The following is a 13,067-nucleotide window of genomic DNA, read 5'->3' on the forward strand; positions in this document are numbered from 1 at the left end:
ATCTCCTCGTTCAGCGCCGTCTCCAGGACCGTCTTGGTCAACTGCCTGAGCAGCCCATCCGGGCCGGTCAGCGACAGGCCCTGCTCCTTCGCGGCCCTGACCAGCTCGACGGCGGCCTTCGCCTCCGCCGACGGCTCAGGCCGCTTCTTCCGTCCGGTCTGGTCGTTCAGTGTCGCGGTCATCACGGCACCCTCCTCACCAGGCACAACGCCCGGCAGGTCAGGCCGGAAACACCTTTAGATCCACAGACCCTTGGTGGCGAGTCGGGGACGGCCGAAGGCCGAGTTGGTGCTCAGTGATGCCGAGCGGGAGGCGTTGCTGAGCTGGTCGCGGCGGGCGAAGTCGGCGCAGGCTCTGGCGTTGCGGTGCCGCATCGTGCTGGCGTGCGCGGATGGTTTGTCTAATGTGGAAGTCGCGGCGCGGTTGGGTGTCGCCAGGCCGACCGTGGGTAAGTGGCGCTCGCGGTTCGTAGCGCGCCGGCTGGAGGGACTGGTGGACGAGGACCGGCCGGGCCGGCCGGCGTCGATCACCTTGGACCAGGTGGAAGACGTGGTAGTGACCACCCTTGAACAGACGCCCCGCAGCGCCACGCACTGGTCGCGGGCGTCAATGGCCGCACGGTCGGGACTGTCGAAGTCCACGATCGGACGGATCTGGCGCGACTTCGGGCTCAAGCCCCACCGAACCGACACGTTCAAGCTCTCGACGGACCCGCTGTTCGTGGACAAGGTTGTCGACGTGGTCGGGCTCTACCACAACCCGCCGCAGCGGGCGGTGGTGCTGTGCGTCGATGAGAAGTCCCAGATGCAGGCCCTGGACCGGTCGCAGCCGGTGCTACCAATGATGCCGGGCATGCCCGAACGACGCACCCACGACTACGTGCGGCACGGGACCACCAGCCTGTTCGCCGCGTTCAACATCGCCGACGGCACCGTCATCAGCCAACTACACCGCCAGCACCGCGCTATCGAGTTCAAGAAGTTCCTCACCGCCATCGACAAGGCCGTACCCGCCGACCTCGACGTCCACGTGATCTGCGACAACTACGGCACCCACAAGACCCCCGCGATCAAGGCCTGGCTAGCCAGCCATCCCCGCTTCCACATGCACTTCACGCCGACCGGCAGCTCGTGGATCAACCAAGTGGAACGCTGGTTCGGGTTCCTGACCGATCAGATGATCCGCCGCGGCGTCCACAAGAGCGTTGCCGCACTGGAGAACGACACCCGGGCCTGGATCAAAGACTGGAACCAGAACCCGAAACCGTTCGTGTGGACCAAGACCGCCGAGGAGATCCTCGACTCCCTCGCCAAATATTGTCAGCGGATTTCAGGCGCGGGACACTAGAGGTTCAAGGTCAACGGGCCGCCTTGGGCGGCGATCTACAGCTCGACGTGGGCTAACGTGTCAGCTCAAGCAGGAGTAGCGATGAGTCTGGTCGTCCATGGGTGTAGCCCCGGCTTGCGTCGTGCAACGTCGATCTGCAGAACTAGACTCGGGGGGCCGGCCCGCCGTCGGCGCCGCTGGACGAACGCCACGCCAACGGCGGCGAGGAACGCGACCGTCGAGACGGCGCGTGGTCCAGTCACCGACCGGCCAGCCCACGCAGCCCCGGCCGAACTAAAGAGGGTTTATGATCAAATTATATACGCTCCTTCCGCGCATCCGTTGTGCAGCAACGGAAGCGCCATCGCTCGCCCGTCAATTCGATCATGAACCCTCTTCAACTGGTCGTTACGCACTCATCGCAGACTGAGCCGAATCTTTCCCGGAATTCTCGACGCTTCGTCACTTCGCGGGTGAGCCAATCGTATGAACGTATGTTGATCATGTTTTGGGCCATGAGTTGGTTGAGTCTTGGCCGAACGTCGTCGGTTCGGTCGCTCGCACGTCCGATTATCAGCAAGCCAGGGGTTATATAACCCTCGATGCCGATCAAGCCAAGTCCATGCTCCGACCGCGGGCGCCGTGCCATATCCTGGTTATTGCCCAGCCAGCTGCGCCAATCGCTGATCTGGGCAATCCCTTTAGCCAACTGCCTGGCGGGCGTTCCGTCCCGTGTGAACAGTTTCTCCACCCGCGGACTTTCAAGTTCGATCAGCGTCCACTTAACGCCTGTGCTGTCTAGCCGCGCTGTCAGGAAGTCGGGCACGTACTTGCCTGCTAGAGTCACCCGCGGAAGCACCCAGCGGCACTGTGGACCAAGTTCTCCGACGAGCATGGCTGGATGCTTCTCGAGAAAGCCCTGCATGGGTGATTCATCCATGGCTCGGTCGAGTTCGGCCCGATATTCCGCGACTAGGGCATCGTCTACGTCGCCAACCGCATCATGAGCGCACATCTTTCGGTGGCCAGCGCGCCCAAACTCTGCATGGACTCGCCGCTCGTACTCATCCCAATCCATAGCGCTATCCTCCTCTGCGGCGGTTCCCGGATCTAGACTCAATGCCGTTCAGATAGGCCGTGCGTCGAGGTCATCGTGGTGAGCTGACGTGGATAGTGGTGGCCGGTACGGTGGCTGGCCGTGACGTCATCGGTGGCAGAGGCGGGACCGCGGGATCGGCTGACCGACCATATCGAGCTGGGTGTATTGTCGTCGCGGTTCGGTCGTGACCTCCTCGAAGAGGTCCTCAACCGGAGCGGTCGGCGTGAGCAGCGGCCCCGGCGGCTGCCGGCGCACGTGATGATCCGGGTATGTCATCGCGATGGGCCTGTTCTCGGCCGAGTCGTATGACGAGGTGATGCGCCGGTTGGTCGGGAACCTGCGCAGGCTCGGTTCCTGGGACGACAGCTGACAGGTCCCCGTGAAATCGGCGATCACCCAGGCCCGGCAGCGACTCGGGCCGCAACCGGTACGAGCGCTGTTCGAGCGGGCGGCGATGGCGTTGGTGATGACGGCATAGCGCGCAGGCGCCGGCAGCGGCCGTCACGGGATCAGTTTCCGGGGACCCTATGCACCACGACGCCGGCCGCGAGGAGGTAGTCGAGCCCCTTGGTGTCGATGTAGTCGTCGATATAGAGGACCTCGCGCAGTCCGGCCCGGACGATGTGTCGGGCGCATTCCAAACACGGACAAGTGCTGCAGATCATGGTGAGGTCATGCAGCGACATCCCGCGAGCGGCGGCTGACCTGATTGCGTTTGCCTCCGCGTGCCGGGCGGGGCAACGGGGACCATCCCGGTCCAGAACCGCGCCGGTACACCAACACTGACCGTCCTCGGGCCGAAGGTCGTTTATCCCCGCCGTGACTTCGTTGCCATCTGGGTCGAAAATTGCCGCGCCTACCTGCCGCACTCGGCAGGTAGATCCTTGTGCGAGCTCTAGTGTCCGCCGAACCGCGGCCGAGCGAGCGTCGCCGGATCGTCCGGCGGGGTCCATGGCAAGAGCGCGGTACAGCCTCGCGACGTGCTGCCATGCCCTGTGCTCCGTGGTGGCCATGGCGTAAACGTCCCGGAGTGGATCCCGGGCCAGGTCCACTGCCACAGATAAATCCGTGACGACCTCGGCCCTGACTATGTTCGCCCGGAACGCTTCGACTGCTAGTGTTGAGCGTTGCACTCGTGCGTAACTTTCCATCAGTGCAGCGGTGAAGACATTGGCCCGTTCGCCGCTCACGACGGAGGATTTTACGAAATCGTATTCGGCAGCGCCGAGCGTGCTGTGTTCGAAGTCGACTAGGGCCACCAGGCGGGGTACGGGACTGGTATGGACGATGATGTTGTCCCACCCGAGGTCGCCGTGCAACAGCACCGAAGGGCGGCGCTCAATCGACGCTGACCCCCACCGCACGACCAGCACGTTTTGGTCATCCGTCAGCACTCCTACGGCCCGCGCCTGATCGGCCAACTGGGCGAGCGAAGTGCTGCGCTGTCGGGGGATGCGTCGTATCCGCCGGTCTTCCGGCGATGCGCTCAGCCGGTGGGCAAGTGCGTGCAGACGATCGAGCAGGATGCCTGTCTGCGCCCCGATGGACGCGACCTGGTCCATGGTCAGCAGGTTGATGACTTCGTCCAACGGCGTGCCGTCCACGCCGGTCATGACGACATATGAGATCGGTCGATCCGCGGCCAAGTCGTCGGCGCCGCCCCATGCGACCGGCTCCGGCACCCCTATGTCGGAATGGTCGTGCGCAAGCGACATGACCGAGAACTCCGCGGCGGCCCGCTGTTGATGTCGGTCACCCGAATATATTTTGATAACGTATCGACGCTCCCGGCATGTCAGCCAGTATTTGATGTTGGAGATGCCTCGGTTGATCCTCTGGACATCGTTGCCGACGAAGTCGGGAAACACCGTCTGGATGATTTCCGCCACTGTCTCTTTCTCACGTGGCATGAAGCGTGTGAACATCAGCTGCGGTTATGTATATGGGACGGGACGCGTACGGTCCGCGTCGCGCAGTCGGCCGATGATTAGGGACGTTGAAATGCCAGGCGTGTACGGGACAATACAGATCCTGCCCCCGTAGCTGGCGACCACACCCGCCTCTGGGCCGCGCATGACATCTGCCTGGTTGTCTTTGACGTACACGTCGGGGCGGATTTGCCGCACGAGACCTACGGCGTTACTGTCCGGGCATTCCACCGCCGCATCCACGATTCTGAGGGCACCGACGAGGCGGACTCGATCGACGAATGGAAAGAAAGGACGGCCTCTGCCCTTGTACGCGCGGATGTGCCGATCCAGGTGCACCCCAACGACGAGGACGTCGCCGTGCGTCCGGGCGTTCTCCAAGAATGTGATGTGGCCGGTGTGGAGCAGATCGAACGCGCCGTGTGTAAAGACGATCGAGCGACCCTCCTGGCGGTGGGCTGCGCAGAGGTCGGCGATGTTCTGAGTGGTCATACGATATGCCTTTCGTCGGGCTCACTGATTACACACCGGAAGCCCACGAGGTGGAATTGGCTGCTAATGAAGCTGCGGTGTCTCGCAGCGCCACGCACCCAGAGTCGGTCGGCCGCCCAGCCTCCGCCCTTGCACACCTTCAATTTGAGCCGCTCGTCGAACCAGCTGTCGACCCATTCCCACACGTTCCCGCCCATGTCCCAGCACCCCACCGGGCTAACCCCCCGCGGGAAGGCGTCGACCGGCGTGCTGCCCCCGAGATTCAGATCATCGGTGTTGCAGGCGCCGGAGTCCCACTCTTCCCCCCACGGGTAACGCCGCCCATCCGTACCGCGGGCGGCGCGCTCCCACTCCAGCTCAGTCGGCAACTCCTTGCCCCACCAACGGGCATACGCCTGGGCATGGCCGAAGTTCAGGTTCACAGCGGGGTGCTGATCCGTGTCCTCCGGGAAGGTAAAATTGGGATCGAACTCCTGATACTCCGCGTTGGTCACCGGAAAGACGTCGATCAGGAACGCGCCAAGCCGCTCGGACCGTCTCGGGACTTCGCCCTCGAGACGAGACGGATCGATCGAGTAATGCGATATCAACTGCTCGATCTCCTCGTGAGGCGTCCCAGCGATGAAGGGTCCCGCCTCCACGGCTACCATTCCCTCCCGCGCCCGGGCCCTGATCGCCGATACCGCACGGCGGCTAAACGCTGCGTGGCCAGCGTCCCCTGTTGACGCCAGATGTGTGAGGCGGCCGAACAGGTGAGGATTCCCGTGTGTCCGCAGGACTGCCAGCGCCTGGTCGGTGAGGGCCGCGAGGCCGAGGTAGCCAATGGCATACGTGCAGAGCTGCAGCGAGATCCGTCGGAGTCGCGTTTCTTCGAGGGCCTGTCGAAGAAACTCCTCAGTCCGTCCGTTGCCCAGGTTGAGTCCCAGCCATCGCTCGAGGTTCATGTCGTTCTGGATCGAGCAGAGCAGGCCGTAAGCGGCCTCCTCGCCGGTCAGCTGAGGGCCGATGTGAGGGAGTTGCTCGTCGACGATGCGGAACCGGTCGGCGTCCATAACCGTGCCGTGTCGTTGCCATGTCTCCAGTTCCTGACCCAGGAGGTGCAGCGCCGCCTTCTGCTGGATCTCGGCGTCCGCGAGCCAGCTCCTGATCTCATGGGCCAGGTAGTCGTGGGTTAGCTCGAATCTAGTCCCGTACGCGTCCTCCACCCGTCTCACCAGCCGGTCGTTGATCAGCCGGCCAAGGACGTCGTCGATGTCCCGCTGGCTGCGCCGGAAGCGGTGTTCCATCGTGTCGATGGTGATGCTGTCCTTCGTACCGTGCGACGTGACGAGATGCTTCAGCACGACAATGGCGAGTGAGCGGCGCCGGTGCGGCAGCCGCCGGATGACCTCGTTGGTGTAGTCGCCGAGTACCCCCCGGGCGCCACCAAGGCGGTCATAGGCTTGCGCCGGTATCACGCCGCCGGTCGCCAGGCCAGCCAGTTGGTCGCACACAATCTGCAGCTGCGGCGGCTCGACGCCTTCGAACGTCAAATCGGACACGATTCGCTCGGCCAGGCCTTGCTCGTAGGCGAGCCCGCACTGCTCGGCGGGCTTCACCACGGCGTCGAGCGCCTGCGTGGAGGTCAACGGAAGCAGCCGCAGGTAGCTACGGAATACATCGGGCACATAGTTGTCCAGCCCGGAGACCAGCGGCAGGTAATCCTCGCGAATGGACAGCAGGAACTTGATCGGTACGTACGGATTGGCATGCAGCAGGCCCAACTCTCGTGCGAAGTCCGCAATGACTTCCCGACCGTGGTGCACGAAGAGTTCCTCGAACTGGTCGAACGCGATGATCAGCCGCGCATCACGCCTCAGCAACTGCCGCGTGGCGAGATCGTCAACCGGTTCGCTGCCAGTCACGGAACCATCTTCGGGCAAGCAAGATCGCACCGTTGCCCGCAGTGTCTCCACGGGCTCCTGGATTAGCCGAGCCGAGGCGAACACAAAGCCGTGCGCCCGGGCTAGCGGGCGGAGCCCGGCGTTTATGAGCGAGGTCTTGCCAGTGCCGGACATGCCGTACAGGAGCGTTAGACGACTCGAAAGGATTTTCGAGAAGAGGTTGCGACACTCAGCCTCCCGGCCGAAGTAGATCTCGGCGTCGTCTTCCTCGAAGTAGTCCAAGAACTTATAAGGGCGGCGGTTTGGCGGCTGTCGCCGAGCCACGTTCGCGGCTGCAACGGGGACGGCCGAACCGGCGAGGCGTACAAGCAGATCCGTGACACCGTCCTCCCGTACAGGGACGACTCGCAAGTCCTCGCGGTAGGGCGTGTCCGAGGACGCGGTGTCGCCTCGCGCTAGCACCCAGTTGGCAGCGCCGCGCCGATCCAGCGGACGGATGAGCGAGGTGTACCAGACGGCGAGGTCGTCGGCGAGGCCGTCGTACCCCACGAAGGCGACCGTGCGGGTGCTGAGCAGCGTCGTCAGCGCGCTGCTGGAAGCCCAACGGGACAGACACTGTCGCTCAACATCCTGCCGACTCAGCAGGAGATCGTCCGGCTCGTCGAAAGAGCCCGCCAGGCTGACGTAATACTGCGACTGCGAAGACATTTCCTCTGGCGCATCGCGTGGGCGGTCGATTACTTGCCAGCCGGACGCACGCAGAACGGACTCGACGGCCGGATCGGGGTGCGTAGCGAGGAGGATCTGAACGGGGGAGGTTAACACCTGCCGAAGCGCCATGGGCAACGGTTGTTGTCGTTCGGCCAGGGCAGCACGGACCTCTGCGACAAGGTGCGAGCGGCCGAAGCGATACGCGAAGTGTTGCAGGAGTTCAAGCTGGCCGAGGCCGCCACCGAGGAGACCGCCGGAGGTCGTAAGGATTCGGTCAAGCCGCGCCCGGACCCGCTGGGCCGCTGGCAGCAGCGCGGGCCCGACGAATACGACGAGACCTGAACCGTCCAAGCTGGCAGGTCCGCCAAGCACCTGGCCGGTCGCGTCGGCGCCTTTCAGCGCGTGTGCTCTGTGTAGGTAATGCTCACAGATGATCTGCACGAGTTCCTTGGCCGTGCCGGCGAGGTCGCGTCGCTCGCCGGTGAGGTGCAGCCCACGTGCTCGCAGTAGTTCGAGCACCGTGCGGGGCATACCGTCGTGTGCAGAAACGTGTGACTCGTAAATCGGGACGCCAGGGATGTGCCGTCGGGCCGACCGTTCGATCTCATCCAGCATGTCGTCGTCGCGCATGGCTGCGGCGTTCAGTACGAACAGGTCGGCGTCGAATCCAAACGGCTCCTGGCCGTCCGCCACCGAGGGGGCCATTCCTGCCGGTTGCCGGACGACGTCACAGCCTTCTCTGCCCAACCGGTTGGCTAGTTCCTCGACCAGCACGCCGCTCGTCCGAGCGCTGTGGAGTAGCCGTACTCGTGCCCACGACGTGGGCATGAAGGGTGCGGATCGGGCCATGTCGCCGTCTCCCGCACCTGGCTCGATCGACTGGCGCCTGTCAGGGCTGGTGGTCCGGGACATATTCCGCCCGGGGCCCGTCACCTTGTCGAGGACGTCCACCAAGGTCAGATACTCGCGCCGGATATGTCGCTCACGTTCCCGGCGAATCGCCAGGTCCAGGTCGAGGCAGTCGAGGCAGACCTCGACGATGCGCGCGACCATGGCCCCGTCTGGGGCGCGTGCACGCTTACCCAGTTCGAGATCCGAAAGGGCCGATGTACCGAGGCCAATCTTGGAGCCAAGCTCCTGGAGACTGAGGCCGGCCCCCTCGCGCAGGCGGCGAAGTGCGCCGCCGAAATCGCGCCGCAGGTCGGCGGCGAGCGATCGGCCTTCTTCTCCTGCTCTGTCGGTCAAGGAAACTCCTGTGGCTTCCGCCGCTGTCCGTTGTCGTCCGCAGCGTTCCTGCGAAAAGGGCTGGTGGCGAGCCGCTGAGCTGCGCAACCTTTGCGCTCGTCCATCGCTTTCCGCAGTCCCATCGGGTGGACGCCCCGCGGCTGGATCGTCATCCACATCAACCGTTCTTGGAGGTGTGGCATGAAGACTATGGAATTGGTGGCGACAGCGCTACAAGCGGTGTCCGCCTGCCTCTCCGCACTGCTCACTGCGGTGCAACTGCAGCGGTTCATTCACCAGAGTCGCAGTCCCAGGGACGAATGACGTCTCAGTGCCATCTGAACGGGTGCGCCTCCAGGTGCGCGCCGACGCGGCTGCGGAACCGCGTGTCCGAGGGCTGCCGTCGGGCGGTAGCCGAAGGCGAAGGTGTCCCAAGCGGTTATGGACGCCCGGCAGACGCCCGGGCGCCCACAACCGTCGGACGCTGCATGCCGGTCGGCAGGTCAGGGCTGGCGTAGCGGTGGAAGCGGGTAGGTCGCTTCGATGATCGACAGGCACACCCGATGTGGTGGCGCAGATCTTTTTGGTGCCACCGGCAGGATTCGAACCTGCGCTTCCGGCGGGGCGGCGCCGATCGCTACCACTCCGTGCTCGCTGAAACCTCCAATCGTTATCAGAGGTTGACGGCGGATTCGGTGTCGGGACCGGTAGCGGATGCGTTGCCGTTGGACGTCAGTAGGCGACGGACATGCCTCTCGGATACGCCGGCCTCTCTGGCGATGTCCGCGGGGCGTGCGTCCGGACGTTCTGCCAGCATTGTTGCCACAACGTCCGCCGTCGGACTCGAACGGCGACGACGGCGGACGCCGTGTGACGCATCAGTAGGCGACACATCCTGGGCGAGAGGGTCCGGCCCATCGGCGGGATAGGGCGCCGGCTCGGCAGGAGCTGCGAGCGATTCTTTCAGGGGAACGGATGCAGGGTCGTCGGTCCGGTCGTCCGTGTCGCCGTCGTGCGTAGCCGGGTTGGATGGTTTGGCACGGGAGAGCATCTCGACCACGAGCAGCATTGCCACGGCGGGCCACGCTGCGACGATGCGCGCGCCGATGGTGGGTTGGGCGGCGGCGATGTTCGCCGCGACGCTGGCCGCCACACCTGCCATGAATGCGATCCGCGCTGACCAGCGGACACGATGCCCGTTGTGTTTGTCCTCGACCATCGCGGCGGATGCCACGATGAGCATCCCGTCGACCGAGAGTGGCAGGACGTAGGCGACCTCTGGACGTTCTCCGTACCGGAGCGCGACGTGGACCATGTGACTCCAGGAGGACCACGCCGCGATCGTCGCGACGGCCGCCGTGCTGACATTCCGGGCGACACGGGTTGGTGTCATTGGTCCGCCTCGACCCGCAGCCGCCGTCCGATGGTCCGGACCTCCTCGACGTCCACCGCCGGACGTCCGCCGATGGTCAACCGGGTCTGGATGTCGGTCCATTGCAGCCACCTCCGGACCACGTCCGCCGGGTCCAGCCCGGTGGCGGCGGCGATGTCCGATAGGTCCGCTCCGGCGCGTAGCGCGGCGTGGATGGACATCGGCTGCCACCGGGTCCACCACGACACGACCGCTGCGGCGAGCGCCAACTCCGCCAGCACATCGTCCAGTCTCGGTACCGCCGGCCGCCGGGTGGCGTGATCGTGCAGGTCGAGGAGCACCCGGAAGGGATTGATCCGCTCGGCATCGATGTAACGGATCGGCGGCCGATCATGTTCGTCCGTCATCGCCGCTTCCCCTCGGGGAGGAAGGCGTTGAGCATCGAAACGGTCCGTACGAAGGTCTGATACGCCTCCGGCTCGGTGACGAGGCTGTCGGTCAGCGAGTCATGTAGGTGAGCGACAAGCTCGATCACGAACTGCGATCGCACCGCCTTCGGCGTCGACCAAGTCAGCGCCTGCCAGAGCGCCTGACTGAACGGATCACGTTCGCCCAGACGGGCGAGCATGGCATCGAGCGAGTGGGGTTCACGGGTCATCGGGAACCACCCCGACTCCGTGACCTGCCCAAAGGCAGGGGCAGCGGATCACCGGCGATCGTGGCTACCGGGTTCGCATGGTGATGCCTCCGGCCCACCAGCGATCGTTGCTCGGATCTGGTGGTTCACGTCGCCGCCGAAGCAGCCTGCAGGCACTGGTAGACCTCGAGGTCATCGAGCCTGTCCATGCGGACGTAGACGTGCTCAACCGCGGGCATCGGAAACTTGCTCGGCTCGACGTAGAAGCGTGTCTGAGGCAGCTTGACTACCGCCGGCGGGCTGCCGTCGGCGACGACCTCCACTGGCATCAGTCTCCCGTCGATCGGTCCACCCAGAAACCACGCCTCTACCGCCGCCATCCGGTCATCATGCCGAACGTACCGAGTCTGGGGCAGCACGGCTTTTCGGCGTTCCCCATGCCTGAGAGATAGGGATTACGTTCAAGGCCGGAGTCGATGGCCGGACTGTGGCACGGGGGACGGATGACGTATTGGCTGAACCTTTTCACCGTCGAGACCTGGTGGGAGTTCAAGGACGCCGGCGGAACCCTGTCGGGATTCAGTGGCCGCCGTTGGAACACCGCTCAACGCCTTCAACCCGGCGACCGGCTGCGACCGATTACCGGTACCGGTACCGGCTGAGCCGCCGGCAACTGCTGGAGTGCGTGGCGCCGCTGTGGCTGATCGACTGGATCCGGGCGGACATGAGCCGCCGGGCCGGCGTGAACTACCTCGACGTGACCGACGAGCAGATCACGGCGCGGTTCACCCGTCGGCATCTGCGGCCGCAGCTCGTCTACGACTGGCAGGACGGGTACGCCGACGTGGGCGGCAACGGCCTCGGCGGCAGCGCCGCCCCGGGCCAGTGGCGGGGCACCGCGGACCTGCTGATCTACGCGCCAGGCACGTGGGTGAAGGGCTCCAAGCCGATCATCGACCTGTCGGCGGTCTACGACAGCACGAAGCTGAAGGACAACGAGTACATCGCGCTGTTCACCGAGCAGGCGATGCTGCTGGTGAAGCGGTGTTTCGTGTCCTACAAGGTGAGCGTGCCGCTGTGCCCGACGGGCGTCACCGGCCGCACCGTGGCGTTCGACTGCTCGGCGGTCTGAGCTACCCGTTTGACGGGGCCGCGCCCAGCTGGGGCGCGGCCCCCCGCCACGGAGGAGATGACGGGTGACGCAGCCCCTGGTGTATGTGGACGCCTCGGCGACGACGCTGTACCGCTTCGGGCTGTTCGCGGCGGCCGCCGTGGTCGACCCCGCCGACCAGCGCGAGTTCCAGGCTGGGGTGGAGTGGGAGCCGCAGCGCGGCGACGCGCCCGCGCCGACGAGCGCGGCGACGGCCTCGGACCCGGCCCGCGCGCCGATGGCGCTGCCGGACGGCGTGCCGTCGGTGAAGTCGGCGTGATCCGGCTGTACGCCGGCCTGACCGGCCGGTCGGTGGCCCGGCCGGACCTGCTCGACCGGGCGCGGCGGGCGATGGGCCAGGTCGAGCAGCAGTCGCTGGAGCACTACGTGTGGACCGGCGAGGCCGGGAGCGAGGAGTTCCTGGCGGCGGCCGACACGGAGGTCCTGGCGGGGTCGGACGTGGCGCCGGTGCCGCTGGAGGAGGGCGTCGGCCGCTGGAGGCGCACATCGCCGACCGGGCCGGCGTGCTCGGCGTGCTGTGGGCGCCGCGGTGGACGTCCGGGTGGTTCCAGGGCAAGGGCCTGACACGGATCGAGGGTCCGCGCATGGTCGCGCCGCTGGGCGACAAGGCGAGCCTGGCGGTGTTCCGGAAGCGGCTGCTGTCCACCGACGACAGCTTCGACTTCACCGACGCCATGGGATCTTCACGCACGTGTGTGAGGAGTGGTCCGGCCGCCCTACTGGATCGGGCAGCGCCTCCTGACCCTGGCGATCAAACGCTGGCCCAAGTTCCACGGGGCGATGCTGCTACCCACCGGCCGGGAGCCGCTGGACCTGCCGCTGCCGTCGCTGCTGGACGTGATCTCCGCCTGGTGGGTGGACGGCGGCACCGAGAAGGACGTGGCGGGGTTCCGGCAGGCACTGGAGGCGCCACCGGCCACGGCGGAGCTAAAGAGCCGGTCCTTCCTGGGCTGCACCTCGTTGAGCATGGCGGTATGCGCGCTGACGGCAGGCATTGGAGCAGAAAGCCCGGTCGCTGCGATCGCGCGGGTTTAGAGGTCGTCCGCATCCCGACCGCGCACATAATCTCGGCAACCATTCCACATGAAATGGGATCCGATACTCCCGCCTGAACGCGCGTGCGAGGTGCGCCGGCAGCACTGGCTCTGGCAGACGCCGGGCCAACGTGTAGATCAAGCTGTAGAGCCTCATCATGCCCAATGAAGCATTGACATTAATACTGGC

16 protein-coding genes and 1 pseudogene are annotated in these 13,067 nt (G+C 65.4%); 8 read left to right on the forward strand and 9 right to left on the reverse strand.

Annotated features, from left to right (window positions below; all coding sequences use genetic code 11):
- Positions 1 to 182 (reverse strand): annotated as a pseudogene (locus ABZ808_RS00005) (IS256 family transposase); the annotation flags it as partial.
- 73 nt (positions 183 to 255) lie between these two features.
- Between ABZ808_RS00005 and ABZ808_RS00010 the strand changes: the two are divergent.
- Complete coding sequence (locus ABZ808_RS00010) at positions 256 to 1,347, forward strand: IS630 family transposase (RefSeq protein ID WP_356998593.1); 1,092 nt, start codon at positions 256 to 258, stop codon at positions 1,345 to 1,347.
- A 376-nt stretch (positions 1,348 to 1,723) separates the two neighbouring features.
- Here ABZ808_RS00010 and ABZ808_RS00015 read toward each other — a convergent pair whose 3' ends face one another.
- Entirely contained in the window at positions 1,724 to 2,404 is a 681-nt protein-coding gene (locus ABZ808_RS00015; RefSeq protein ID WP_356998595.1) for a Shedu anti-phage system protein SduA domain-containing protein, read from the reverse strand.
- A 132-nt stretch (positions 2,405 to 2,536) separates the two neighbouring features.
- Between ABZ808_RS00015 and ABZ808_RS00020 the strand changes: the two genes are divergently transcribed.
- Both ABZ808_RS00020 and ABZ808_RS00025 read left to right on the forward strand, forming a co-directional pair.
- A complete protein-coding gene (locus tag ABZ808_RS00020) occupies positions 2,537 to 2,734 on the forward strand; it encodes a transposase domain-containing protein (protein ID WP_357002676.1) in 198 nt (65 codons plus the stop codon).
- 70 nt (positions 2,735 to 2,804) lie between these two features.
- On the forward strand, positions 2,805 to 2,903 hold the full coding sequence (locus ABZ808_RS00025) for a transposase domain-containing protein (RefSeq protein WP_356998599.1): 99 nt from the start codon (positions 2,805 to 2,807) through the stop codon (positions 2,901 to 2,903).
- A 31-nt stretch (positions 2,904 to 2,934) separates the two neighbouring features.
- Here ABZ808_RS00025 and ABZ808_RS00030 read toward each other — a convergent pair whose 3' ends face one another.
- The 7 genes from ABZ808_RS00030 to ABZ808_RS00060 form a co-directional block, all read right to left on the reverse strand.
- Positions 2,935 to 4,350, reverse strand: coding sequence for a phosphotransferase (locus tag ABZ808_RS00030; protein ID WP_356998602.1), 1,416 nt, complete (start codon positions 4,348 to 4,350; stop codon positions 2,935 to 2,937).
- Between the two features lie 9 nt (positions 4,351 to 4,359).
- Complete coding sequence (locus tag ABZ808_RS00035; protein WP_356998605.1) at positions 4,360 to 4,845, reverse strand: adenylyltransferase/cytidyltransferase family protein; 486 nt, start codon at positions 4,843 to 4,845, stop codon at positions 4,360 to 4,362.
- Positions 4,842 to 8,684, reverse strand: coding sequence for an SUMF1/EgtB/PvdO family nonheme iron enzyme (locus ABZ808_RS00040; protein WP_356998608.1), 3,843 nt, complete (start codon positions 8,682 to 8,684; stop codon positions 4,842 to 4,844). Before ABZ808_RS00040 ends, ABZ808_RS00035 begins: the two co-directional genes overlap by 4 nt.
- Before the next feature lie 652 nt (positions 8,685 to 9,336).
- Positions 9,337 to 10,056, reverse strand: a complete 720-nt coding sequence (locus ABZ808_RS00045; protein ID WP_356998611.1) for a DUF2637 domain-containing protein — start codon at positions 10,054 to 10,056, stop codon at positions 9,337 to 9,339.
- Complete coding sequence (locus ABZ808_RS00050) at positions 10,053 to 10,442, reverse strand: hypothetical protein (RefSeq protein ID WP_356998614.1); 390 nt, start codon at positions 10,440 to 10,442, stop codon at positions 10,053 to 10,055. The genes ABZ808_RS00045 and ABZ808_RS00050 overlap by 4 nt, the downstream gene beginning before the upstream one ends.
- On the reverse strand, positions 10,439 to 10,693 hold the full coding sequence (locus ABZ808_RS00055; protein ID WP_356998616.1) for a hypothetical protein: 255 nt from the start codon (positions 10,691 to 10,693) through the stop codon (positions 10,439 to 10,441). The genes ABZ808_RS00050 and ABZ808_RS00055 overlap by 4 nt, the downstream gene beginning before the upstream one ends.
- Positions 10,694 to 10,818: 125 nt before the next feature.
- Entirely contained in the window at positions 10,819 to 11,052 is a 234-nt protein-coding gene (locus ABZ808_RS00060) for a hypothetical protein (protein ID WP_356998618.1), read from the reverse strand.
- A 123-nt stretch (positions 11,053 to 11,175) separates the two neighbouring features.
- Here ABZ808_RS00060 and ABZ808_RS00065 point away from each other — a divergent pair, with 123 nt between their 5' ends.
- The 5 genes from ABZ808_RS00065 to ABZ808_RS00085 all read left to right on the forward strand — a co-directional run bounded on the left by ABZ808_RS00065 (position 11,176) and on the right by ABZ808_RS00085 (position 12,878).
- A complete protein-coding gene (locus ABZ808_RS00065) occupies positions 11,176 to 11,334 on the forward strand; it encodes a hypothetical protein (RefSeq protein ID WP_356998620.1) in 159 nt (52 codons plus the stop codon).
- Between the two features lie 23 nt (positions 11,335 to 11,357).
- Positions 11,358 to 11,804 (forward strand): major capsid protein, encoded by a 447-nt coding sequence (locus ABZ808_RS00070; protein ID WP_356998622.1) that lies wholly within the window; start codon positions 11,358 to 11,360, stop codon positions 11,802 to 11,804.
- 64 nt (positions 11,805 to 11,868) lie between these two features.
- Positions 11,869 to 12,102 carry a hypothetical protein gene (locus ABZ808_RS00075; protein WP_356998625.1) on the forward strand — a complete coding sequence of 78 codons (234 nt, stop codon included), beginning with the start codon at positions 11,869 to 11,871 and terminating at the stop codon, positions 12,100 to 12,102.
- The gene (locus ABZ808_RS00080; RefSeq protein WP_356998627.1) at positions 12,099 to 12,407 is read left to right on the forward strand and encodes a hypothetical protein; all 309 of its coding nucleotides are present in this window, start codon (positions 12,099 to 12,101) and stop codon (positions 12,405 to 12,407) included. The genes ABZ808_RS00075 and ABZ808_RS00080 overlap by 4 nt, the downstream gene beginning before the upstream one ends.
- Positions 12,408 to 12,545: 138 nt before the next feature.
- Positions 12,546 to 12,878, forward strand: a complete 333-nt coding sequence (locus tag ABZ808_RS00085; RefSeq protein ID WP_356998629.1) for a hypothetical protein — start codon at positions 12,546 to 12,548, stop codon at positions 12,876 to 12,878.
- The last annotated feature ends 189 nt before the right edge of the window (positions 12,879 to 13,067 follow it).

This window comes from Micromonospora sp. NPDC047527, from assembly GCF_040643015.1.
Classification (GTDB): Bacteria; Actinomycetota; Actinomycetes; order Mycobacteriales; family Micromonosporaceae; genus Micromonospora.